Origin of the sequence: uncultured Clostridium sp. (assembly GCF_963515715.1) — a bacterium.
In the GTDB taxonomy this organism is placed as follows: domain Bacteria; phylum Bacillota; class Clostridia; order Clostridiales; family Clostridiaceae; genus Clostridium_AW.
Genome location: NZ_CAUPZS010000017.1, coordinates 63,340 through 89,916, shown reverse-complemented (window position 1 = coordinate 89,916; position 26,577 = coordinate 63,340). Strand labels below are relative to the sequence as shown.

Here is a 26,577-nt window from a genome sequence, read left to right as displayed (position 1 = left end):
TAGCTGTAGACCAATATACAGAAGATGAAAGAAGAAGACCTGAAAGACCTGAAAGATCTGAAAGATGTGGAGAAATAAGAATTGAATGCGAAACAGTTAATATTCACATTAATTGTAGATCATAGATATAAATATATAAGAGATAGTCTTCAAAAGAGACTGTCTCTCTTTTATATTTATTATAATTATATATTTAGATGAATACCTAATGAATAAAAAATTGTAACACTCTAAAAGACTTTATATATAATAGTAGTATATATAATATATTTAAGCAAGAGTTAATCTTATATATATTTTTGATCATAATACTTTTCTATAAAGTACGGATTATAATATTATTCTTAATAAACTAACTGAGGCAACATTGCTCTTATATAGTTGCTAAAAACCTAAAAAAACTAATGTACTTAACTTTGTAAAGTGAGGTGAGTATGATGAAAGAAATTAAATATAATGAAATAGCTGCAGACCAATATACAGGAGATGAAAGAAGAAGACCTGAAAGACCTGAAAGATCTGAAAGATGTGGAGAAATAAGAATTGAATGCGATACAGTTAATATTAACATTAATTGTAGATCATAGTTATATATATGAGGGATAGTCTTGAAAAAGGCTATCTTTCTTTTATATTTACTAAAATTTAGACATTTAAATGGATATATCTATGAAATAATTGTATTTCTTCCATAAGTATGGTAATCTAGATTATGGATTATAAATAGAGTTCTTGAATCAGATGGAGTTTTTACTCCACCTGATTCTTAGAAATCGTTATCCAGGGACGTAGCCGCTCTTAGCTCCCGCTTTGAAGAAAAGCAGAGAACCAAAATCTTTGATTTTACGTGAATCGCTTTCACAGAGTGCGATGGGAGTATTAGAGCGGATAGTCATCGGATAAAATAATTAAATATGGATATGTGTAGCAAGGTGGTAAATATTATAAAAATATTTACATAATAGAGAATTAGGTGAAAATCCTAAACGGTCCCGCCGCTGTAAAGTGGAGTAATAATTGCTAAGATCACTGTACTTATTGTATGGGAAGATATAAATTATTACAATGAAGCTAAGTCAGAAGACCTACCTTGTTATTTATCTTTACTTTGCGCGAGACAGGGGGGGAGATGTATTTTTATTATTAAATAGAAATTCCTGTACTTCATGTCATAAAGTACAGGAATTTTTTATTTTATGCAGATATGTGTACAAATATAGTATAGAGGGAGAATGAAAATGAATAAAAAAAGACTTGTAATATTTTTAACTTTTATTATGATCATTAGTTGCTTTGTTGGATGTGATTCAACCAAGGAAACTAATGTACAATCTAAATCTGAGATTACTTTTACAGATATAGCAGGAAGGGAAGTTACCATTAAAAAACCAGTAAAAAGAATCATCGTAAATAATAGAAGTTTGTTTGATTCTCTTTTTGCTGTTGGTGGAGAAGAAATGGCAGATATGATTATTGCAACATCAGGTGGTACTAGAGGAATTGAAGGGTTTAATAACACTTATGGGAAAAAGTTTCCTAAATTAAAAGACCTAGAACAAATATCAGGCGGTGGTGGTAGTAGTAGTGGATATGATGCTGAAAAAATTATTTCATTGAAACCTGATGTGGTAATACTAATTAATCAAAAACCTGATCAAAACCTAGAATCTTTAGATAAAGTTATAAAGGTTGGAATACCTGTAGTTTGTTTAAGCTATAACATTGAACCACTAGAAGATAGGGTGAAAAATATTGAGATTATCGGAAAAATTTTAGGAAAAGAAGAACGAGCAAAAGAAATATGTGATTTCATTACTGATAAATACGAACTAGTTAACAAGCGTTTGGAAAATATAACTACCCCTGCACCAAATGTTCATCAACTGACATTTCACGGTGATACACCAAAATCTTTTTGGAGTTGGGCAATAATTGCAAAACATGCTGGAGGACATGATATCGCAGAGGATATACCAAGTGGAAAGCTTGAAAATGGAGGAACTATTGATCCTGAGTATTTGTTTAAACGAGATCCTGATATTATAACAATGGGCATTGACCATTTAGGATTAGGTGGAAATGAAAAAGAAGCTCAGGCTTATCTTCAAGAAATGGTTTCAAAACAACCTGGATGGGAAAATCTATCAGCGGTTAAAAACAAAAAAGTATATGCTATATCTTATTCTACTGCGTTAAGTTTAGAAACTTTTTATGCAAATATGCAACTTGCTAAGTGGTATTATCCTAAAGAATTTGAAGATATTGATCCAGATGCAACATTAAAAGAGTTTTATGATAAATATATGGTTTTCGATTATGATGGAATTTGGTCAAGGCAACTTCAATCAAATTAGGATATGGAGGAAAGAATGATTTTACAGGATAAAGAGGCAATATGTACTTACAAAGGTTTAATAAAAAGAAAAAAGATAATATTAGCTTTTTTAATTATTGCTATTATAGGAGTGTTTTTTGCTAATATTTTAATTGGTTCGTCAGGTCTTACTGTTTTAGAGGTGTTCAAAACTATAGCAGGAAAAGCTCCTGATGATATGACAAGAACAATTGTATGGGAAATAAGATTACCTATAGCCCTTATGGCCATCGTAGTAGGAGCAGCCCTCGCTATAGGTGGATGTGAAATGCAAACTATATTGAGAAATCCAATGGCAAGCCCATATACATTAGGTATATCTTCAGCTGCATCTTTTGGAGCAGCAACTGGAATGATTTTGGGAGTTAGATTTATACCATCCCTTACAAGTTTCACCGTTCCCATAAATGCATTTTTTTGTACTATGATTGTAGCAACCGTAATGTATGTATTTACTAAGAAAGAACGTGTTGGAAAGGGTACAATAGTACTCTTTGGAATAGCTTTAAGTTTTATGTTTAATGCTCTAACAGCGTCATTACAATACATTGCAACGGAACAAGAGTTGCAAGGATTTATGTTTTGGTCTTTTGGAGATTTAACAAAAACAACTTGGGAAAAGTTGTTTATTACGACAATTGTATTTTCTTTATGCCTAATTATATTTGCAAAAAATGCATGGAAATTGACAGCCTTAAGTTTAAGCGATAGTAAAGCAATAAGTTTAGGTGTGGACGTTTATAAAATAAGAAGAGTATCCATAGTATTAATTTCAATGCTTTCAGCTACAGCTATATGTTTTGTAGGTACAATTGGATTTATAGGATTAGTAGCACCACATTTAGCACGAATGTTAGTTGGAGAGGAACAAAGATTTTTACTGCCTATATCTGCATTGCTAGGAGCGTTAATTTTATCCTTAGCATCTACCATAAGTAAAATGATTATTCCAGGTGTGATTATTCCTATAGGCATTGTCACATCTTTCATTGGAATTCCTTTTTTTCTAGTTCTAATTTTTAGAAATGGGAGGAATTATATGTGATTGAAATAAAAGATTTAAGTTTTACCTATAAAGAAAACAAGGTTTTAAATAATATTTCTTTGCAGATAAAGCCAGGGTTAAATGCAATTGTAGGGCCAAATGCAGCAGGAAAATCCACTTTGATGAAATGCATTTTTGGATTACTAAAACCTAAAGGAGAAATTTATTATAAAGAAAAATTGATATCAGAATACAGCCAAAGTGATATAGCTAATTTTATGGTATATCTTCCTCAAGAAGAGGAGGGTACGCCACAATTAACAGTGCTTGAAACTGTTCTTTTAGGTAGGTTACAAAACTTATCATGGAAAATAGATGATAAGGACTTGAATATTGTAATAAGTATACTTAAAGCTTTATGTATAGATAATCTATCTTCACGTTATTTAACAGAATTAAGTGGTGGACAAAAGCAGATGGTATATATTGCACAAACTTTAGCTAAAGACCCAGAGGTATTATTGATGGACGAGCCTACTAATAATCTTGATATGCAAAAACAATTAGAATTTTGCGAATTGCTAAGGCTCATAATGGAAAAAAAGAATTTAATGATCTTAGTTGTATTTCATGATTTAAATCTTGCTGCACAATATGCCGATAATATTATTATAATGGATGGAAAAGGAGGGTTACATAGTTCAGGTGCACCAAGGGATGTAATTACTGAAAGAATGCTAAAAGATGTGTATGGTATTGAAGGAAATATTCATATTGATGAATATGGTACTCCTATAATATCTGCAAGAAAATCTATAAGAAAAGTAAAGTTTTTAACCTGATCAAAAGTTTGTAGTCATATGAAACTATAGAACTTATAAGTAATTTTGAACTATAGAAAAAGAAAAGCCTTTTATTAATTTTTAAAGTTAATAGAGGGCTTTAATTATTATTATATCCCATATAAAACTTAACCCATATAGTAAGAATAGTTCAAATTTAATAATATATTAACCATTTTGTCATGACTTTTTTATTATTTGGAATTATAATGGTTATAACAAATAGTTACAACAAAATAATTTATTTATAAGGTGGGTAAGGAAATGGAGATTTCAAATATACTGAGTAAAATAAATTCTTTAAGTGAAGAACTACAAGATAAAATTGCACCTGTGGATATATTAAAGAAATTTAGTGGCGGTAAATCAGGAGCCAAGGTATATTTAGTGGAATATGGAAATGACAATAAGGTAGGAATTTTGAAGATAAATAGTTCTGATGAAAGTGAAGTATTTAATAAAGCCTATGAAATAGCTTCAAAAAACAATATGCATAAATACATAGCAAAGCTTATAGCTAATTATGAAATAAAACATAAAGGCACTCTATTATATGCCAATCTTTATGACTTAGCAGGAGATCATATATATAAAACTGAGACATTTTTAGATAAGGTTTTAAACGAAGATGAGCTTAAGGACAGCATAATATCTAAGATAACTAAGTTTTTATTTAATTGGAATAAAGACCATGAGAAAAAATTTATTTCCCCTTTAGAAATAATGAAGAATGAATTATCCTATAGATATATGGATGAAAAATATGAAGCTTCCTTTGATGAAATTGGAGTGCCTAAAGATATAAAATGGATATCCTTAGATGGTACTGACAATATACTGCCTAATCCATATTATTTTTTCAATAATGAAGATATATGGAATGGATTAAAAGTAACTTGTTTAACCTCCCATGCTCATGGAGATTTTCAAGGGGATAATATTATCATAACTGAAGATAAACCAATTATAATCGATTTTTGCGATTTGCTTGAGGATTGTAATGTGTTTCATGATTTAAGATATCTTGAATCCATTACTTTAGGGGATTACATAGAAACCAATCAAAACTGTGATAAAAAACTATGGATTAAAGCGTGTAATAGCTTAAGTGAAGGAATAATGGATGTGGATATACCACAAGGAAGAGGTATGAGTCTTTTAAGACAGCTTATGCCAAAACTTAGAGAAAATGTGAAACTTATAGTATCAGACTCACGTAATGTACTTTATAACCCTTCTTTTTACCTAGCAGGGGTAGCTTGTGGGCTTATAAATATGAGAAAATACAAGGATAAAAGTAAGAAAAAAGCAGCCTTTTTATATGCAGCATATAATTTAAAGACGTTTTTAAAGGATGAAGCCGTTAATATGTTTAAACCTAACTTAAATTCCTGTATGGTTTTTAACTGGATGAATGAGAAGGAAAATTTATTTGTGAATTTAGAGCCATTACACCAAGCTCCAGCTGCTTGTGGAGAATTGTTGATGGCAGTAAGTAATTAAAAATGAAAATAATTGTGAAAATTAATATAGCCAGCTATATATAAATATAAATAAATGTATATAAAAAATATATATAAGTAAATTTAAGTGAAATTAAATTCATATATTAAGAGTTTGGAGTAAGGAAAGTAAGATTATCCTTACTCTTTTTCTATCTGTACTTAATAAAAGATATACAGGTAAAATATCAATTTTATAATAAAGGTTAAGTACAAATTATAATTTGTGGAGAAAATAATATAAAATAACTATACTGAAAATTAAAAATATAATAAATATTGTGATAAATGTTACGATAAATAAGTAGTGCACTAAATCAATATTGTAATAAATAAAGTGGGACAAGCATATTTATATTAATGTAAAAACTAAGAAATATTAAGGGGGTTTATTAATGAAACTGAAAAAAAGACTTGCTTTCCTATTAACTAGCTTTTTAACCTTAAGTTTAAGCTTAAATGTGTACGCATCTCCAATTTCTTTTGATCAAAAGGTTATTTCAAAAATTAACACTAAAAAAATGATGGAAAACCTTAAATACTTATCCGTTGATATTGGTCCTAAAGTAGCCAGCTCTCCAGAAGAAAAAAAGGCTGCAGAATTTATAATATCAGAATTTAAAAAACAGCACTATGATGTAGATGTGCAAGAATTTGACTATGAAAATAATGTAGGATATTTAAAAGTCCTTCAACCTGAAATTACGGATTTACATATACAAGTGACCAATGGCTCACCTCTAACTAAAGAAGAAGGAATAAATGGAGAGGTAATAGACTGCGGACTTGGCTCTAAAGAAGAATTTACTGATAAGGTAACAGGAAAAATTGCCCTTGTAAAAGTTAGTGAAAAAACCACAAGTATGTATAGAACAATACTTTCAAATGCAGAAGAAGCTGGAGCTATAGCAGTGATAATTCAAAATGATGATTGGCGTAGATTGAGCATTTCCTCTTCAGTAACTAGTAAAATTCCTTTTGCTACGCTAAATAATGAAGCAGGAGAAATGCTTTTAAAAGAAGGAACTACTGTAAACTTTCAGGTTAATAGATACAATACATCTCAAAATATTATAGCTACTAGAAAGCCACATAAAAACAAAGATAGTGGAAATATCGTTATAGTGTCTGCTCATTATGATTCAATTCCAACGGCTCCAGGAGCTAGTGATAATATATCAGGTGTGGTATCCCTATTAGAGTTATCACGTATATTCTCCTCATTCCCTATAGATACAGAAGTGCGTTTTGTAGCTTTTGGTTCTGAGGAGGTGGGACTAGTTGGATCTAGATACTATGTTTCTCAACTTTCACAGGATGAAAAGAATAGAATCATAGGTAACTTTAATATGGACATGGTAGGAACTGCTGGGGAAAAACAAACTACACTATTTGTTAATGTTACAGATGGACAGGATAATTTAGTTTCAAAAACAGCTAGGGAAACCGCTGAAAGATTAGGATATGCTGATGTTATAAAAGCTCCATTTATGCGTGGAGCAAGTGACCATGTATCCTTCTGGGAAGCTGGTATTGATTCAGCAAACTTTATTTGGAGAGATCCAGTAACTGTTGAGTTAGAACCTTGGTATCATCAACCTTATGATACTATAGACAGAATAAGTGTAGAAAGATTAAGAACTGCTACAGAAATTGTTGGAGTTTCAGTTTATGATGTAATAAGAAAAGATACTCCAAATCTACACAAGAGTAAAAATGCAAAAGAAAAATTAGATTTCTACTTAATCAATGAAGATCCTAGTATGGAATAAAATAGTTTATAAAATATAAAGAGATAGTCTAAAAAGACTATCTCTTTTGCTTAAAATGAATAATTAAATCACGCAATATGCCTCTTATTTAATTGTCTATTTTGAGACTTAGAGATTTTTTCATCTATTATTTTGCCATCGCTTATAATGGTAGCGCTACGTAATATTTTATTATTGTTTTCATTACCCTCAATTATTGCATCTAAATATTTTGCCACTTCCCTACTTAGTTCATAAGAGGATGTTTTGTAGAAAAGTGAGGGGGTATGGTCTACTGCATAATGAACTATGCCATCAACAGAATAAATAGGATTTTCTATTGATGTAGGTATGCTGGTTTCAATAGCTTTGCTATTATCGCAGCTTACATCTATTATCAATGCATTTCTCTTCATTCTTTTTAAATCTTTTCTATATAATATATGATCTTTTCTTGTGTTATCCCAAAGCACTGCATTTACTATGACATCATATTGGCCAATTTCTTTTTTAAACAGCGACTCCATATTTCTACTGTAAACTGTAATATCTGCACCTAGTCCATTTAATATTCTATAGGCACCTCTAGCGGTATTACCTCTTCCTAATATAGCAACCTTAGTATTGTAAGGGAATATGCCATGTAGTTGAAAAGCTTGGATTACAGCGGCTTCTCCTGCAATTTCATTGTTTCTCCAAAAGCTATGCCTTCCATCCTCAAACATATCTTCCCAAGCTATGCATTTAAATTTTTTTTCTAATAATAAATCTGTTAATTCTCTATTTTGCACAGCATGTACCCATCCAAATAGAATTTTATTAGGTTCTAAATCCTTTAGATAATCTCCATCTCCTATTTTGGGGTCACATATTACATCTTTTTTAAAAATCTCTTCTATAGTAACTACATTAGCTCCAGCTTCTATATATTCTTCATCACTTATGCCAAGTACTTCTCCGTATCCTTTTTGGAAATATAGCATATTAGCATTCTTTAATTTTAAAATATCCTTTGGTACAATTGCTCTTCTTTTTTCATTTTCCTTTGGACTAATTAAAAATCCAATTGTTCTCATAAAATCATCTCCCTAAAATTTGAAACATATTTAATAACAATCTACCAACTTTAGTTAAGGTTTAAAGTTGTTAATTATGATCAATTAACATTATTATACTATAATTACGTAAAATACCTCAACCAACAACCTAGACCGTAAGATATAGGTTGTAACTGTTAACTTCTATCCTTCAGATTTATCATACTATTGCATAGTTATTCTCCTTATTATAGTAATTACCTATATATATCAATGACTTTTGTTTATAGAAGTTCGTATTATATGTGAATTATTTTTCTAATATGGGTAATTGGCACTAGTTTTACTAAATTTTATGTTATTATTATATGTAAGAAGGATATATATAAGATTTGAAGGTTTTATATGTTAATGCAGGAGGGTATAAGATGAAAGAAAAGAACAGTGGTAAATTTAATAAAAAAGTTGTTAGTAAGGTAGTATTGACAACTATTATATTTAACATGGTAAATTCCGCAAGTGTACAAGCCTTAGGAAATTTTGATATTAAGTCTAGTTTTATATCTAAGGAAATAAATAAAGAGGAAGTTCAAATAGCTCCAGGTATAAAAGAAAAAAAATACTCCTTTAGAGATAAATCTGGTAAAAAAATAGAAATGTTTACTGTGGAAGTAGATACACGTAATCCTGATGCAGGAATTGAAGCAGGAACTCCAAATGACAAAGATGCCTATGGAATGCAAACAGTAACTGGGCAAGCAAAGGCTGCTACATCAGCGGAAGAGAAAGTGGTTGCAGCAGTAAATGGAGATTTTTATTACATGGTAACAGGTGAACCTATTGGTATAGTATATAAGGATGGAAGAGCAATTAAATCAAAATATGAAGAAGGATGGGACTTTTTTGGAATATTAAAGGATGGAACTCCGATAATTGGGGATAAAAACAAATATGAACAAGTTAAAAATAATCTTGAAGAAGCCTTAGGGGGTAGCGCTATCCTTGTGAATAATGGTAAAGCTAATAAAAGTCTTTCTACCCAAAAGGACCCAAGGACAGCGGTAGGTATAAAAGAGGATGGTACTGTATTTTTCCTCGCTATTGATGGAAGGCAGGAGCCCTACTCAGCGGGAATATCACTAGCAGACTTAGCTGATATTATGGTTAGCATGGGAGCAGTACAAGCTTTAAATCTAGATGGAGGTGGTTCAACTACATACATTTCTAGAAAACCTGGAACTAATGATTTATCCCTAGGAAATAAACCTTCAGAAGGAAAGGAAAGAGTGGCTGGGAACTCTTGGCTCATTGTTTCTAAAGTTGAATCTAATGGTGAATTTCATTCAACTCATATAGAGCCCTTTGACAAAAGCTTTACTCCAGAATCTGCTGTAGAATTTAAAGCAAAAGGAATGGATAGATCTGGCGCGCCTTCACCATTGCCAAGCAGTGGACTTAGCTGGTCTCTTTCTGATGATTCCTTTGGGTATATTGATGAAAGAGGAATATTTACATCTACAGGAAAAACTGGACAAGTAGAAGTTTTATCAAATTATTATGGTGAAGTAGTTGGAAAAACCACAGTTGAAATTGCTCTCCCTGATAAAATAGATGTAAACATAAAGCAAATTGCAGCGGAGAAAAATTCTCAAGTTCAATTAAATGTTTACGGTGAATACAAAGAGAGAAAATTAAATATTAAAAATGAAGATATAATATGGGAAGTGCCAGAAGATATTGGAACTATAGACAGCAATGGAATTCTTCATACCGTGGATAAAACTGCAACAGGTAAAATTATAGGAAAGTTTAAGGGAACTAATCTTTCTGTTTCTATAGATGTGGTAGTAGGTAAACCTTCTCAAGCACTTTACGACTTTGAAAAAGGTATAGGAAATTGGAAGGTAACTACCGCTGGCAGAGGGGAGAAAGGCTCTGTAGAAAAGGCTATTTCAGGAAAAGATCCTATAAAAAATGGTAGCGGTTCTTTAAAAGTTAATTTTGATTTTACAAGCGGAGAAAAAAATGCCACCCTTGGAGTATATGCAGGTACAGGAGAAAATCAAAATATATCTGGTAAACCAAAGGCCATAGGTATGTGGATTTATGGAACACCGGAATCTAAAGGCTATTGGCTGAGAATGTCTTTAGTTGATGGTAATGGACAAACTCAATATATTAATTTAACTTCAGAATCAGGAGTAAACTGGACTGGGTGGAAATATATTAAGGCAGAAATTCCTGAAAGCATAAAAACTCCTTTTAGAATCAGTGAAACTCAGGGAATTAGAATAATGTCTATTGCGTCAGGTACTAAGGGGCCCATGACAAAGGGAGCTATATATATTGATGATATTAAAGCTATTTATAGTGATGAAGATACTGTAGATGAGGGTACAAATCAGGGAGAAGGAAGTGCATTAAATAAAATTAGAATAGCAGGAGAAAATAGATTCCAAACGGCTACATCAATAGCTAAAATGATGTATGACAAAGGGACTTCTAATATAGTTATTGCAAATGCATTTAACTATACAGATCAGATATCTGCAAGTATTTTAGCAAATTCTCTAAATGCACCTGTACTTTTAATAGGCAATAATCCTAACAACGATAAAGAGGCATTAGAATACATAAAAGCCCACATGAATAAAGCTGGCAAGGTACATATAGTTGGAGGGAAAGCTGCTGTAAATGATAGCATGGTAAATTCTATAAAAGCCTTAGGGATTAATAATATAGATAGAATGGAAGGTAAGGATAGATACGAAACCAATATTAAGACAAATGCAAAGTTAAATACCCCTGAAGGAACCCCTATAATAATAGCAAGCGGTGAAGGTTTTGCTGATGCTTTAAGTGTAGCCAGCATAGCGCAAATTAATAAATATCCAATGATACTTACAGGAAGTAAGAGTCTATCTAAAGATGCAGAAGAATATATAAAGAAAATAAAACCTACTAAAGTATATATAGTAGGAGGAGAGGGAGTAGTAAGCCAAAATGTTAAAAATTCAGTAAGCAAATTAACTGCTCTAAAGGATAAGGATATAATAAGAATAAGCGGTGGTGACAGGTATAAAACTAATATGAATGTATTAAAACATTTCAATATTAAGGGAGATACTATAGCCATAGCATCCGGTGTAACCTTCCCTGACTCCTTAGTTGGAAGCGTATATGCTACTTACAAAAGTGCACCAATAATGCTAGTAAACAATAATATGAATATATCAGAACAGAAGGATTTTATAAGTTCAAAAGATTATAAAGACATGATAATATTTGGTGGAAATGGAGTAGTTAAGGAAGATTTGTTTTAAGAATTTAAAAGAGGATAGTCTAAATGACTGTCCTTTTTCTAATTGTAATTGAGTTCTAAGCTTTCGGATAAAGTATAGATAATTAACTATTAATTAACTATTTGTTTATCATATGTATATATTTGGTATGATATAATTATTTATAGAAATATTTGGATGGAGAGTGAATTATAGTATGAAATTATTTGTGTTTAGTGTAATAGCTTTGCAAATAGTTATATTTACTTTTGTCGCACATAGGTTGAGAAAAGGAGGGACTAGATACGGAAATGATGTTTCCTTGCCGTTGAATATAAAGGTAACTTTAAGCATTTCCTGTATAGTTTTAGCTGCAGCAATTTTTTTCTTTAATAGTGGGACATACTATCCTTATTCAAAATATGTTTTCTTTGGCATGGTTATTTCTTTCTTTGGAGACTTAGCTATGGCTGAAGTTCTTGGGTTTAAAAACAGATTAATAGGTGGTATGAGTATATTTGCTTTGTCACAAATGTTATATACGGTGGGTTTTGTAAAGATCATAACATATAATAAAGTTTTTAACGACAGGTATATATTTATATATATTACTGTGCTGATAATTTTTATTGCACTATGTCTTAAATTTTTAAAACCAAAATTTAAAGGAGAAAAAGGAGAATTAATTTTTGGCATATCCTATGCTTCTTTAATATTGACTATGGGCATATGGGCAGCTTTATTGGTTTACTCTTTTAAAGGAGGATTATTTTTAACTCTCATCGGAGCTATTGTGTTTGTTATATCCGATAGCCTTATTGCTCTAGCAGAATTTTTTCATCTAAAGATACCCTATGGAGGATTTTTAATATGGGTAACTTATGTAATGGCACAGGTGTGTATAATTTGTAGCCCTATATTTTCCTAATTAATAAATAAGCTTTAGAATAAAAAATGATTTAAAACCGTACGCTTAACTTAAAATAGCGTACGGCTTTTTTGTTTTTTAAATATTTGGGGTTTTATTGGATATATCTTTATTCATTAATAGATAAATTGTAAAGAAAATAAATAATTGCTAAATATTATGATTTGTTGTTATATATTGTAATAATAAATGGTATAATTATAGGAAAATATGCAGAAATATGAAAAATTTAATATAAATTATAAAATAATTAATTTATCAATTTAACTTATTAAATAAGGAGGAAAATTTATGAGTAAAGAAGAAAAACTAAAGAAAGTGAAACTGAAAAAAAGTGGGAAAATAAGAAGTATAAAGGGAAAGTTATTAACTAATTTTACTTTTTTAATTCTAATAATCTGTATAGGATTTGGTACGATTTCTTACCAAGTTTCCTCAAGATTATTAATTAAGAATGCAGAAGATGCACTATATAAAACGGCTAATGAGGCTACAAAACTCGTTAAGAGTAGAATAGATGCAGAACTTAGAGTTATGGAGGGGATTGCAAGTAAAAGTGAAATAAAAGATCCTAAAATTTCTTGGGATGTAAAAAAAGTTATATTAGAAGAAGAGATGAAGAGAAACGGTTATTCTATTATGGATCTGGTTGATAAAAATGGAAAAGCTTTAGCTACTGATGGCGGCGTTTATGATTTAAAGGATAGAGAGTATTTTAAGAAAGCTATGAATGGAGAAAAATCTATCTCTGATCCTGTGGCTAGCGTTGCAGATAAATCTGTAATAGTACCTATAGCAGTGCCTATAAAAAACAAGGATGAAATAGTAGGGGTTTTAGTTGGTATAAAAGATGGAACCATGTTAAATGATGTGGTGAAAGATATTAAGTATGGGGAAAATGGTGGAGCAACCATGCTTGATAAAGATGGAGATGTTATTGCTGACCCACAAGAAGAGAGAGTTTTAAATATGGAAAATGTAATATCAAAATCACTAGAAGATCCAGAGCTTAACGAGGTTGCTGAAATACATAAAAAAATGATAGCTAAAGAAGAGGGAACAGGAAAATATTCTTATTTAGGAGATACAAAGTACACAGGATATGCCTCTATTGAGGGAGTAGATTGGTCCATTATGGTATATGCCCATGAAAAGGAAGTTATAGGTGGTGTAGCTACTTTACTAAATTATATAATAATAGCTTCTATAATATTTTTACTTATAGGGCTTGCCATAACTATGATAATAGGTAGAATGCTTACCTCTCCAATTACTGCAATGATTGAATATATTAAAGTTATAGCTACAGGAGATTATACATTGGAGATTCCAGAAAAATACACAAAAGAAAAAGATGAAATTGGGGAGTTAGCAAACTCAGTAAAAAGTATGCAGGGCAGTGTAAGAGACATGCTTTCATTAGTTAGAAACAGCTCTGAAGAAATTGGATTTCAAACAGAAAGTTTAAGTGCAACTTCTGAAGAAATGGCATCTTCAGCGGATAATATTTCTCAAGTTGTAGGAGAAGTAGCTAAAGGGGTAGGTGATCAAGCACAGGATTTATCTAGTATAAATGAGGTTTTGGATAATTTTAGTCGAGAGCTTACTCATATTGTTAATTCCATAGAAGATGTTACTGATAGTTCAGTAGGTATAGAAAATATTGCTCTAAATAGTAATGATAAAATGGAAAATTTAATAAAATCTATAAACAATGTAAGTAAAACCTTTAAAGATTTTATGTATAAAATAAATTCTTTAGGAGAAAACATAGAAAATATAAATGAAATAACAAACTTAATTAATAATGTATCAGAACAGACAAATTTATTAGCTTTAAATGCAGCTATTGAAGCTGCTAGAGCAGGGGAAGCTGGAAAAGGATTTGCTGTTGTGGCAGATGAAATAAGAAAACTTGCGGAAAAGAGTAAAATCTCTGCTGAAGATATTAGCAAATTAATAGAAAAAGTATCTAAAGAAAGTAAAGATATAATTCAATCTAGTGGCAATGTAGAATATGATTTACGAAATTCCATAAGTGTTATAGATGAATCTATGGAGTCATTTAAGAAAATAATAGAATCTATAAATGAAATAAATCCTAAGATACAAAATATTAATGTAGGAGCAAAAAATATCAACAATAATAAGGAGTTAATAATAGAAAAGCTAGAGACTTCATCCTCCGTTGCTGAAGAAATATCTGCATCCTCAGAAGAAATCGCTGCCTCATCACAAGAAATGAGTGCATCTACAGAAGAGGTTTCACAGGCTATTATAAATCTGTCTGACATGACAAAAGAGATGAATAGTAGAGTGAATAAATTTAAAATTTAGCCATAAAATGTTAATAATTACTAATCTCCAATTAATTACTAGTTCATAAATTCATGATATAATAATTTAAGTAACAAAGGAGGAGATGTTAATGAAGCTAAACAATAAAAAAATTATCGCTGTATTCTTATTAGTTTTAACTTTAGTTGTAGGAGGATGCTCAAAGAAAGAATCTCCAACGCCTGATGGAAACAACGCTAATGGACAAGAACAAAATGTAGACGTAAAAGATGAAGATAAAGATCAATCAAAGGATGATGAAGATCAACCTAAAGAAGAGGAAAAAGAAGAAGATAAAATAGTAAAGGAAGAAGATCTTACAGAAAAGCTAAAGAAGGAAAGCTTAGTAGCAGATGGACAAGTTTATTTCCAAGGAGAGTATGTAATAGCTACAATTCTAGCTAAAGACGGATCAAAGGAAGAAGATGTTAAAAAACTTGCAGATACATACGCACAAGATTTAAAGAAAGAATATAGTGATAAAAAAGTAAATGTTCAAGCAATATGCAATGGTAAAAATGTAGCTACTGTGATTTTAGAAGAATAGGTTTGAAATCTACATAAATTTAATTTCAAAATAGAGAGCTGAGTATATAGTGAAGCCGATTTTCACTACACACTTAGCTCTTTTGCTCATTTTTTCTTACTATGAGTATATCCTACCACGTTATGGTCATCTGAGAGTTCTTTGATAAAATCGTTGTACCAAGGGCATTTGGATCTAATGCAGGAGGAGAGATGTATATAGTCCACTCCAAGTTCCTTCATTTTTCTAGCTTTTGATAGGACTTCTTCTACAGATTGTTCACCGCATCCGTTACAATGAACGAAACTAACTAACTCTGTATCCTCATCTGAATATTCTTCAAAAGCTCCTGTTTTATTATTAAATGCTTTAAAACATCCTGAGCCTGAGCACCTTTTTGATACTTCATAACAATTTATAATACCAATTTTTTTCATCGTATCCTCCTTATGTTGCCAAGTGTATAAAGTGAAATTTATATTTGTTAACTGTTAGATTGATCTAGAAAGTGTGTGATATCCTAGAATATATACTATCATATATATTATTTTTACTCTGTGACAATAATCACGACGATGAAACTTTTTTATATCAATTCATAACTGCTAACAATCACAGGCAACTTTAAAGTATCTAATACTTTTTCTAAAAGTACACCTTCTCTATTTGGATAGTTAAATCCATAGCTTGCTTTTATACAGGTTGAAATAAACTGAACTCCTCTATCTAGAGCCAAAGGAAGACTATCCCCTTGAAGAAGACTACCTACAAGTACGCTGGTAAAAGCATCCCCTGTACCTGGATAAAAGGTTGGTATATGTTTACTGCTCACCTTCCAAAATACATTATCTTCTTTATTATATGCTAACACATGAGTTTTTTTATGTTTCTTATGGCTATCTGGTACGCTAGTTATAATAACTATTTTTGGCCCCATTTCACTAAGGCGCTTCATCCAGCCTTTAATTTCACATTCAGATAGTTCTGTATTAACATCCTCACCTAGTAGGTATGCTGCTTCTGTAAAATTAGGAGTTATAATATCTGCCTTTTTAATAAGAGATCTCATATTTTCTACCATATCCATGTTCATAGTGACATAAAGTTCTCCGTTATCTGCCATGACAGGATCTATTACAACTAGGTTATCCTTTGTTCTAAAGAGATCAATAAATTTTGAAACTATATTAATTTGCTTTACGGAACCTAAAAAGCCACTATATATGCAGTCAAAATCTATGTCAATTTTATGCCAATGATTCATATAAGCTTCCATTGAATCTGTTAAATCAACAAAAGTATAGTCTTCAAAACCACCAGTATGAGTAGATAATATAGCTGTAGGCATTGGACATACTTGTATTCCCATGCTAGATAAAATAGGTATTATAGAAGTAAGCGAAGCTCTTCCAAAACCGGATAAATCATGAATAGCAGCGATTCTTTTTACTGGATGCATTGGTATTCCTCCTCTTTATTTAAATGAAAAGTGAAGAATTAATAGTGAAAAGTAAAGGATGGAATTTCACCCAGTACTCTTCATTTTTAACTCTTAATTCTTAATTCTATAAGTAAAGTATCCTTTATATTCAACTATCTGTACTGCTGGGTCATTGTTTAGCTTATTAAAATAAGAATCTATTTTTTCAGAATTGCAATTTCTATCTTTTAAAAAACTACTTATTTCAAATTGATTCATAGGATGCCTTTTTATTATGTTTAAAATTGCATGGTAATTATCCACTATTCCACTGGAAAAACTTCCTGTAGTCAAGGAATCTATAGAAAAGCCTCCTAAGATTTTTTTAGCTCTTTCAATGCTCTCTTTAGGTGGAATAGAAATATTTTCTTCTGCTGGAGGTCTCACAGGAGCATTTATAAAGATTCTTGAGTAATTTATTTTATCTATTAAAGCTTTTAATTTAACTAAGTCCTCTTCAGAGGTATTTATTCCCTCAATAAGCATTACTTCAAGCCAAAGTTCTCCTTTAAATTCTTTAGAGAATTCTATTAGTCCTTCATAGGAGTCCTCAAATTTTATTCTTCCATGAGGTCGGTGAATTTTTTTAAAGGATTCCTCATCGAAGGCATCCATGGAAGGCAATACTATGTCACATTCCATTAAATCTTCTCTAACTTCCTTTTCCCCAAGGGTAGCTCCGTTAGTAATTACCACAACAGGTTTTGAAGTGAGTTTTTTTAGTTCATGTATAAGCTTACCTAAAGACTTATATAAAGTTGGTTCTCCTTCTCCCACTACAGTTACCACATTAAAATCTTCTTTATCTTTTATGTAATCTTTAAATTCTTCTAGTATATCTTCTAAAGGAAAGAAATCTTCTCTTTTATCTGTTAAGTGATCAGTTCTGCCAACCTGACAATAGATACAAGAATAACTACAGTATTTTTTAGGAATTGGACTTACTCCTAAGGAAGTGCCTAATCTTCTAGAAGGTATAGGTCCAAAAATAAATTTATAATCTTTCAAAATAATCCCCACCTTTTACATATATAAAGTGAAACATGTAAAATAATTATTTCATATGTTGTGAGAAAATTCAAATGTATGGGGACACTTCTTTGATGATTTTTTATATGATTTATAGAAATTCTTATGAAATTGTTGTGTAAAATAAAAAAGATGCACACATTGAACAAAAAAACAAAAGAAGATATACACAGTTATGTGCATATCTTCATCTTTTAATGTGCACATATTCGCATTTCAATGTGTACATCTTCTTATACAAGTTTTCCTTATTGGATTATTTTAATTTAAATCTATTTATTTTGCTAGATACTGATTCGCTAGTATCTTTAAGGACTTTAGCGTACTGTGATAATTCTTCTATAGAAGAGTTCATCTCTTCAGAGGAAGCTGCAATCTCTTCAGAGGAGGCTGCTATTTCTTCTGATATAGAAGAGGAATTTTCTATAGAGTTTATTATGTCATCCTTTTCCTTTGCTATGCTAGTGGAAGCGTTGTTTATAGAATGAATCTTTGGTATTAATACAGTTAACTCATTATTTATAGCATTAAAGGAATTTATTGCTGAATCTATATTTTCCATTTCCACATCCATGTTTTTGTCAACTTCCTTTGATAAGTTGATTATATTATCTGTGTGTTTTGATACTGTACTAATTATACTTGTAATTTGTACTGAAGAATTTTTACTTTGTTCTGCAAGTTTTCTTATTTCATCAGCAACTACAGCAAAGCTTCTTCCAGACTCTCCTGCCCTTGCAGCCTCGATAGCTGCATTTAAAGCTAGAAGATTAGTTTGTTCTGCTATATTATTTATAAATATATTTATTTCATTTATTTTGTTAACATTTCCGTGAAGAGTGTTTATAGTGTTAATCAACTCTTCAAATTTAGTTTTTATTTCTGTAACTGAAAGGGATAGGGTGTTTATTTTGCTATCGCTTTCTCCAACCAAGGTATTGATTGAATTAGAGTTTCCTTCAGCCTCTTTTATATCATTTATTATGCTCTCAAGTCCCCTTGCAAAGTTAGCTATTATAGTATTTATTTTTTCTAAATCCATAGCTTGCTCAGAGGCACCTTTAGATACATTTTGTACGGAAGAAGCTACATCAGATGAAACAAGCAACATCTCTTCTGAAGAGGAGAAAAGATTTTCAGACTGTTCATCTAAGCTTCCAGCGGAGTCATGTACATTTAACAATAATTCTTTAATTGAATTTTGCATTTCCACAGCAGACTTAGCCATTAAGCCAATTTCATCTTGTATTTTTAAATATTTTTGGTCTAAATCTACAGTAAAATCACCTTGTCCTAATGAAGAAAAATGACCTGCTACAGCTTTTATAGGTGTAGTAATTTTATTTGATATATATAATGATACAAATATACAAATTATAGTACAAATTAATAATACTAATAAATTTTTCAAAACAGTGGAATAAAATACGGACATAAATTCACTGTTTTCAATAAAGTTTATATAATTCCATCCCAAATCGCTATCAGAACATTTTGTTACCATAATAGTATGAGCTATACCATCTATTTTAGTTGTAAAGCTTTTTTCTTCTAATTCCGCAGTGTCTAATTCTGGAATAGATAAATTTCCTATAGGTCTTCCTATAAAGCTTTCATCCTTTGAGTGTGACATTATAGTACCACTTTTGTCCACTAAAACTGTATAACCAGTTTTTCCTATGTTTAATTTACTAACTGTTTCATTTAAAGTATCTAAATTTATACGAAAGGCTACTACTCCCTTCATTAGGCCTTTATCATCTTTAATGGCTTTTACTAATGTGGAGCTTACTTCACCATTGGCATTTAAATATGAATCTAATATATGTACCTTATCTAAATCGGATTTTGCTATTTGATACCAATCTTCTGTTATAGGATTATAATTATTAGACTTTAGAGATAATGGATATTCTATATATCCCATATTTTCTTCTACTCCTATAGCAATAGATTGTATACCGCTGTTTTTATCCTTAAAGGTTTTTAAGACATTTAATAAATCCTTCTCCTGAGGAGTAGTAGCTGCAATTTTTACTTGGTTATAAGGGTTACTGATCTTCGCATATGAGGTTATATTATCTACCCCTTTAACTTTTGGTAGAGAAGAAATAGTTAATAAATTATTGTTTATTGAAGATATATATTGCTGAACGTAAGAATCAAGTAAATGAGTGCTATTTGAAATATTTTCAGCAAAAACATCTTTATTGCTGGAATAAATATTTAATCCAGAAAACAGGGTGCTCAAAATTAAGCTTCCTAATGTTAAGCTAAGTATAATACCCACAAGTTTATGTTTTATAGATTTAGCTTTCATTGGTTTTGTTTTCGTATTTTTTTGTTTTCCTATTTTGTTATCCTTACTCTCCTTTTTAAATCTTTTAAATGGATTTATGTTGTCCATGTTTTTTCCAAAATTAAATTTTGGAAAATTAAGTTTTGGAAAATTGAATTTTTTAGTTTTTTTAGTCTCGGGTTTGCCATTAATAAGTGACATATCCAATATCCTCCTTGTAAAACTTTACACACATATCAATAATTATACAATATTTTTAAAAAAAATGTAGAGTTTTGAATAAAATATTTAAACAAAATATATTTTTAATATGATTTTAAGATATATCAAGTTATTATAGCGATAAAAGACCACTTTTAATAGAAAATAAGATAAAATAATGTAATATTATTAATATTAGTAATAATTAGTAAATTATGATTGACATTATAAAAGGTTGAAACTAAAATGAAATTGTAGGAATAATTTTCCAAAAAAAGAGGGGGATAAACTAATGTTAAACAAAAAAACTTTTAAGAGAATAATTTCATCATTAACACTTTCTTTTGTATTAATGGGATCAGCAGCTCCAAAGGCATTTGCAGCTCCTTATGCTCCAGATGATTATTATAAGCAGCCCGTAGAAGTAATTGAAAATTATTTTGAAAATCCTAAAGGAAAGATCTTAACTCCAGCCTTCAAAGATGGAAAAACAGATTTCACATCCCATGAAGAAATGATGAATTTTATATATGACCTTCAAAAATCATCATCAAATATGAAAGTCTCAATAATAGGACATACTCAAGAAGGAAGACCTATGCCACTTTTAATATTCACAAAGGAAGGCTATGAAAAACCTTCTGATGTATTAAAAACTGGAAAACCCGTAGTATGGCTTCAAGGACAAATTCACGGCAATGAACCTTCTGGAGGGGAAGCTATGCTTGCAGTGGCAAGAAATTTAGCAGGCGGAAATTTAGGAAAAGAAGTGTTGGACAAGACCTCTGTAGTTATACTTCCAAGATTTAATGGGGACGGTTCGTACTACTTCCAAAGACAAACAGCTACTTTAATAGATTCAAATCGCGACCACTTAAAATTCGATCTTGAAGAAACCATAGCAGTACATAAGGCTTTTAATAATTTTATGCCTGAAGTAGTAGTCGATGCCCATGAATATGGTGTTGATAGCAGTTTTAGAAAAGTTGGAAAGAATGGTTCATTGGTTAATTACGACCTTTTAATATCCTCTGCTAAAAATTTAAATATACCAAAAGAAGTAAGGGATATGTCAAACAAACTATTTGTGGATAATGTTCATAAAGATATGAAATCAAGGGATTATACAAGCTATATGTATTATACTTCTTCAGTAAAAGATGGAAAGATAACCTTATTTGAAGCAGGAGCTGATGCTAAAATAGGAAGAAATGCTTATGGATTACAGCCATCTTTCTCTTTCTTACTTGAAACAAGAGGGATAGGTATAGGAAAAGAAACCTTTGAAAGAAGAGTAATGTCTCACATAATAGCAGCTCAAAATATAATAAGAACTACAGCGGACAATGCCAAAGTGGTTAAAGATACCATAGATAACGCAAGAGAGGATATAATTAAGCTAGGAAAAAGGGTAGAAGAAAGTGATAAGGTAATTTTAAATAGCCAAAGCGAAAAAGTAGATCCAGTTAAATTTGACATAATTGACTTAGAAACCTCCAAGAGAGTAACGGTAGATGCAGATTTCTTTAGCAGCACTGAGAGCATACCAACATTGGAAAGAATAAGACCAAATGCTTACATACTTCCACCAGCTTACCATGAAGTTGCTAGAAGATTATCCTACTCAGGAGTAACTGTGAAGAGATTAAATAAGGATATGGAACTACCGGTAGAAAGCTTTAAAGTTAAGGATAAGAAAGTTGATACAAATTATTATGAGGGGCATTTTAGAAATATGGTTACTGTAGATGTTGGTAACAAATTTGTTAAATTTCCTAAAGGAAGCTATGTGTTTACTATGGATCAACCTAATGCAAACTTAATATCAATTGCATTAGAACCAGATGCACAGGACAGTTTTACAGAATTTAATATAATAATTGTAGATATTAACGATGAAGTGCCAGTTTATAGATATATGCAAAATAATGCTTTAGATGCAAGCGTTTTAAATTTAGATTAATAGATAAAGTTGAAAAATCAAATTCTGCTGATAATGGAAAAGGATAACCTAATTTTAGGATATCCTTTTTAATATTAATTTTTAAAATATACAAAATTATATAAAAAAACATGTATAAACTTTTCATGAATAATAACGATTATTGTATTATTATAAGTGTTTATGGATAAGTTTAACAATATATTCAAAATAATTCATGTAACTACTTGGAAATAAATCTTTGTTATAGTATAATCATAATTAAAATTATATTAAATTTTCTATAATTTAGCATAATAAGAAAAATAAACATGGAGGGATGTTTGGATGCACAAAAATAATAAAAAAGTTATATCTATTTGCACAATGGCATCTGTACTTTTAACTAGTTCTTTAACTACAATAAAAGTATCAGCTGCTAACCCACCAGAAAATCCAAGACTTTGGGGTTCAGATAGATATGAAACAGCATTAAAAATTTCACAAGAAGGCTGGACTTCATCAGAGTATGTAGTAGTAGCTAGTGGGGAAGGCTATGCAGATGCATTAAGTGCTGCGCCTCTTGCTAAAGCTAACAATGCTCCAATAATTTTAACACAAAGAGACAAAATCAGCGAAAACACATTAAAAGAATTAAAGAGACTTGGAGCTAAACATGTTTACATAGTAGGTGGACATGCTTCAGTATCAAAAGAAGTTGAAGCAAAAATAAAAGCTTTAGGAACTTCCATTGAAAGATTAGATGGAAAAGACAGATATGAAACTTCTGTAAAAATAGCAAAGAAATTAGGAAATGTAAACGAAGCTATAATAGCTAGTGGACAAGGTTATGCAGATGCATTATCAGCAGCACCAGTAGCAGCTATTAAAGGAGTACCAGTACTTTTAACTCAAGTAAAGGAACTACCAAGTGCTACTAAAGAATATTTAAAATCAGCAGGAATAACAACTACATATGTAATTGGAGGAACAGCTTCAGTAAATGATGGAGTATTAAAAATTCTTCCAAATGCTAAAAGAGTTCATGGACAAGATAGATTCGAAACTAATGCTGAAGTACTGAAAGCTTTTGCAACAGAATTTGATTTTGCAAATGCATATATGGCATTAGCTTCAGGAACTACTGGAAATGAATTTGCTGATGCACTTGCAGGTTCAGCTCTAGCAGCAAAGAAGGATGCTCCAGTAATTTTAACTGGAAAAACTTTAAGCAGCAGTACAAAGGAAGTAGCAAGAAAGAAACTTTCACCAACAAGTACAGTAACAATACTTGGTGGAGCTAAAAATGTAGCTGATTCATTAGTAAACAGCATAAAAATAACTGCTGAAGCTATGGATAAAGAAGGAGCTACTTTCGAAAAAGACGTTAATGGCAATGCTGTAATCACAGCTAAAAATATAACAGTAAAGAGTTCAACAATAAAGGGTGACCTTTATGTAGAAGGAACTAAAGCAGCTCTTTCAAACCTAAAGGTAGAAGGAACTATTTACATCAACCCAGGAAAAGATGGAGAAACTAATTTAGATGGAGTAGAAGCTCGTGGTATAGTTGTATTATCAGGAGCAAAGGGAACTATTTCTCTAAAGAATGTAAAAACTGATAAATTAGAAGTAATAAGCAGAACAGACGCTAGAGTAATAGCAGGAGCAGGAACAGAAATAAAATCCACATCAGCACTATCAAGCATAATACTTGAAGGATCAGGTGGAAGCTTTGGTAATATCAATATACCAAAGACAGTTCTAGACAAAACTGTAGAATTAAGAGGAACTATCAGCAAACCAGTAGTGGTAGAAGGTAACGTTACTCTTAAAGGAGCAGGAACTGTATCTAAAATTGAAATAAGATCCGGAGCAGAAGATGTAGTGAACCTTCAAGGTTCCTTAGGAACTGTAGAAGTTTACACAGCAGCAGACATTAAAGTTGCTGAAGGCGCAACAGGAACAATAAAAGCTATGAATGACACTGCTAAAACTTCAGCTAAAATATACGTTTCAAAGGGAGCTTCTGTTAAAGTTGAAGGATTCAACGAAGCTAACGTAACAGGACCAGGAGCAGCAGATGCTATAAAACCATCAACTAGTACTGGCGGCGGAAGCTCAAGTTCTGGTGGAAATTCAGGAGGAGATACAAGTTACAATTATTCCATAAAAATTGGAAGTAACCCTCCAATAACATTAGGAAAGGATGCTTCTATAGAAACTGTTTACAATAATAATAGAAATTACTTAATAGATAAAACTAATTTTATAAAAAATAAGATAGAAGTTTTATTAGATAAAGCTCAAACTTATAATGTAAATGTAGAAGAAGGAAAACAATATAATTTAGTTGAATATATAGGAAAAGCATTAGAAAAAACAAATAATGACAGCGAAATTTCAGAAATCTTAATTTCTGAAAAAGATAACGCATTTAAGGCTCAAGGCATAGCTGATTATATTGTGGAAAAGGATTATACATTTGATCAACTATATAAAATTGTTGATGGCAAGCTTGGAACCATAGGAGAGATAAAAATACCTGAATTAACTAGTCAAGCTGAAACAAGAATAAAAGAAGTTACTATAAACGGTAGAACCATAACACCAGGACAATCTATTAATGTAACTTCAATAAAACAAATAGAAAAACTATTAGGTGTTAATAAAGATACTAAATTAAGTGAATTGATGAAAAAGGATGTTGTAGTAGACGTAGTCACAGAAAGTGCAACAGGAGTGAAAGGTAAATCATATAATTTAACAATTAAAGGTGGAAAGATAACTACTAACTTTGGTAAAGGATATACAATTCAGTTAATAGAGTCTAAATAATAAGCTAGATAACCTCATACAAATAAATAACTCGGGTGTTTTCCACCTGAGTTATTTTTGTAAAAATGGAGTGAAATTATAAATATTCAATGAAAGTACATTGAATTGAGGAGTGAAAAGCATGAAAAAAGGTGTAAAAATTACGTTAATATCCATAGCTTTAATCGTAGCATTGCTTGGAGTAATGACATCCCTTGCTTTTAGTAAAATAAATTATAAAAAGTGGGAGGGGGCTTCCACGGAAGTTATAACTACCATAAGAGATGGGGAGAAAACAGGAAAAGAAGTAGAAATAAATAGTGAAGAATTAAATGAGGCCCTATCTATAATGTACAAAAATCCTATTAAAAAGGGCGGTATTACCATAAATACCCCAGAAGGATTTTTAGAAGATAATTATATCGGTCTTAAAATTCCAGTAATTTATAAAAATAAAGAAATTGTTATATATACTAAGGGAGAAGTAGATTTTATAGAAGATAAAATAGAATACACTCCTAAAAGTTTTAAAATTGGCAAATTACCTATCCCTAAATCTTTAATCTTTAATTCTATTAAAAAATATGAACTAAAGGGTATAGAGATAGATGAGGGAAAGGTTTTAATAGATAAGAAGTTACTTCCTTTTTCCATAAATTCTTTAACTGTGAAAGAAGGAAAATTATATATAAAGTTAAACAAATTTGTAGAAAGTTCATTGTTTGATAATGAAAAAAATGTTAAAATTGAACTGGATAAGATAAAAAATCAATTGGAGGAATTAAAAAACAAATCTAAAGATGAAAATGAAAAGTCTAAAATCGATAACATAATAAATAAAATAGAAGCTAACAAGGGAAAACCTACGAATGATATAGTGGATAAGATAAAAGAAGAAATTAAAGAAGTAGGTAAAGATTCAAAGGATGAAGAAAGTAAAAAGGAAATTGATAAAGCCGTGGACGACATAGAAAATAGCAAAAAAGAGAAGGTAGATGCCCTTATAAATGTGAGGGGACAGTTATCTAATGCATTAGGCTCTACTGGTTCCAGCGGTGGCGAAGAAATTATAGGTATAATGCTCTCTACTATAGACAAGCTGATTGATGATCCTTGCTACAATTATGGAGGAAACGTAGGAACGGTTAAAGAGATATTTGGAAAACTTAGTGGAAAAGAAAAGAAAGCAGTAAAAGACTCTATATTCTCTAATGTAGATGGAGGAAGTATTGGTGAAGTAAGAAGAATGTTTGGCTTATAGATTTAA

18 protein-coding genes and 1 riboswitch are annotated in these 26,577 nt (G+C 30.8%); of the genes, 13 read left to right on the top strand and 5 right to left on the bottom strand.

Going from position 1 to position 26,577, the window contains the following annotated elements; translation table 11 throughout:
* The first annotated feature begins 437 nt into the window (after positions 1–437).
* The 6 genes from RYO54_RS12650 (at position 438) to RYO54_RS12625 (ending at position 7,475) form a co-directional block, all read left to right on the top strand.
* Positions 438–587: a hypothetical protein gene (locus RYO54_RS12650; RefSeq protein WP_315119287.1), complete on the top strand. Its 150-nt coding sequence runs from the start codon at positions 438–440 to the stop codon at positions 585–587.
* Between the two features lie 326 nt (positions 588–913).
* A riboswitch (cobalamin riboswitch) is annotated at positions 914–1,108 on the top strand.
* A gap of 130 nt (positions 1,109–1,238) precedes the next feature.
* On the top strand, positions 1,239–2,354 hold the full coding sequence (locus RYO54_RS12645) for an ABC transporter substrate-binding protein (protein WP_315119284.1): 1,116 nt from the start codon (positions 1,239–1,241) through the stop codon (positions 2,352–2,354).
* A 15-nt stretch (positions 2,355–2,369) separates the two neighbouring features.
* Positions 2,370–3,419 carry an iron ABC transporter permease gene (locus RYO54_RS12640; protein ID WP_315119282.1) on the top strand — a complete coding sequence of 350 codons (1,050 nt, stop codon included), beginning with the start codon at positions 2,370–2,372 and terminating at the stop codon, positions 3,417–3,419.
* Positions 3,416–4,201 (top strand): ABC transporter ATP-binding protein, encoded by a 786-nt coding sequence (locus RYO54_RS12635; RefSeq protein ID WP_315119279.1) that lies wholly within the window; start codon positions 3,416–3,418, stop codon positions 4,199–4,201. Before RYO54_RS12640 ends, RYO54_RS12635 begins: the two co-directional genes overlap by 4 nt.
* A 264-nt stretch (positions 4,202–4,465) precedes the next feature.
* Positions 4,466–5,704, top strand: a complete 1,239-nt coding sequence (locus RYO54_RS12630) for a hypothetical protein (RefSeq protein ID WP_315119276.1) — start codon at positions 4,466–4,468, stop codon at positions 5,702–5,704.
* A 394-nt stretch (positions 5,705–6,098) separates the two neighbouring features.
* The gene (locus RYO54_RS12625) at positions 6,099–7,475 is read left to right on the top strand and encodes a M28 family peptidase (protein ID WP_315119275.1); all 1,377 of its coding nucleotides are present in this window, start codon (positions 6,099–6,101) and stop codon (positions 7,473–7,475) included.
* Positions 7,476–7,543: 68 nt separating this feature from the next.
* Here the strand turns inward: RYO54_RS12625 and RYO54_RS12620 are convergent, their stop codons facing one another.
* Entirely contained in the window at positions 7,544–8,530 is a 987-nt protein-coding gene (locus RYO54_RS12620) for a N(5)-(carboxyethyl)ornithine synthase (RefSeq protein WP_315119272.1), read from the bottom strand.
* 389 nt (positions 8,531–8,919) lie between these two features.
* Between RYO54_RS12620 and RYO54_RS12615 the strand changes: the two genes are divergently transcribed.
* From RYO54_RS12615 to RYO54_RS12600, 4 genes are all read left to right on the top strand, one after another.
* Complete coding sequence (locus RYO54_RS12615; protein WP_315119269.1) at positions 8,920–11,814, top strand: cell wall-binding repeat-containing protein; 2,895 nt, start codon at positions 8,920–8,922, stop codon at positions 11,812–11,814.
* A gap of 175 nt (positions 11,815–11,989) precedes the next feature.
* Positions 11,990–12,700: a lysoplasmalogenase gene (locus RYO54_RS12610; protein WP_315119266.1), complete on the top strand. Its 711-nt coding sequence runs from the start codon at positions 11,990–11,992 to the stop codon at positions 12,698–12,700.
* 291 nt (positions 12,701–12,991) lie between these two features.
* The gene (locus RYO54_RS12605) at positions 12,992–15,037 is read left to right on the top strand and encodes a methyl-accepting chemotaxis protein (RefSeq protein ID WP_315119263.1); all 2,046 of its coding nucleotides are present in this window, start codon (positions 12,992–12,994) and stop codon (positions 15,035–15,037) included.
* A gap of 91 nt (positions 15,038–15,128) precedes the next feature.
* Positions 15,129–15,584 carry a hypothetical protein gene (locus RYO54_RS12600; RefSeq protein ID WP_315119260.1) on the top strand — a complete coding sequence of 152 codons (456 nt, stop codon included), beginning with the start codon at positions 15,129–15,131 and terminating at the stop codon, positions 15,582–15,584.
* An 86-nt stretch (positions 15,585–15,670) separates the two neighbouring features.
* Here the strand turns inward: RYO54_RS12600 and RYO54_RS12595 are convergent, their stop codons facing one another.
* The 4 genes from RYO54_RS12595 to RYO54_RS12580 form a co-directional block, all read right to left on the bottom strand.
* Positions 15,671–16,000 (bottom strand): CGGC domain-containing protein, encoded by a 330-nt coding sequence (locus RYO54_RS12595; protein WP_315119258.1) that lies wholly within the window; start codon positions 15,998–16,000, stop codon positions 15,671–15,673.
* Between the two features lie 149 nt (positions 16,001–16,149).
* Positions 16,150–17,022, bottom strand: coding sequence for a pyridoxamine kinase (locus RYO54_RS12590; protein WP_315119255.1), 873 nt, complete (start codon positions 17,020–17,022; stop codon positions 16,150–16,152).
* 93 nt (positions 17,023–17,115) lie between these two features.
* Complete coding sequence (locus RYO54_RS12585; RefSeq protein WP_315119253.1) at positions 17,116–18,051, bottom strand: radical SAM protein; 936 nt, start codon at positions 18,049–18,051, stop codon at positions 17,116–17,118.
* Between the two features lie 277 nt (positions 18,052–18,328).
* Entirely contained in the window at positions 18,329–20,572 is a 2,244-nt protein-coding gene (locus RYO54_RS12580; RefSeq protein ID WP_315119250.1) for a methyl-accepting chemotaxis protein, read from the bottom strand.
* A 292-nt stretch (positions 20,573–20,864) separates the two neighbouring features.
* Here RYO54_RS12580 and RYO54_RS12575 point away from each other — a divergent pair, with 292 nt between their 5' ends.
* The 3 genes from RYO54_RS12575 (at position 20,865) to RYO54_RS12565 (ending at position 26,571) form a co-directional block, all read left to right on the top strand.
* Positions 20,865–22,535: a M14 family metallopeptidase gene (locus RYO54_RS12575; protein ID WP_315119248.1), complete on the top strand. Its 1,671-nt coding sequence runs from the start codon at positions 20,865–20,867 to the stop codon at positions 22,533–22,535.
* A gap of 306 nt (positions 22,536–22,841) precedes the next feature.
* Positions 22,842–25,331 (top strand): cell wall-binding repeat-containing protein, encoded by a 2,490-nt coding sequence (locus RYO54_RS12570; protein WP_315119245.1) that lies wholly within the window; start codon positions 22,842–22,844, stop codon positions 25,329–25,331.
* 121 nt (positions 25,332–25,452) lie between these two features.
* Positions 25,453–26,571 (top strand): hypothetical protein, encoded by a 1,119-nt coding sequence (locus tag RYO54_RS12565; protein WP_315119243.1) that lies wholly within the window; start codon positions 25,453–25,455, stop codon positions 26,569–26,571.
* Positions 26,572–26,577: the final 6 nt, after the last annotated feature.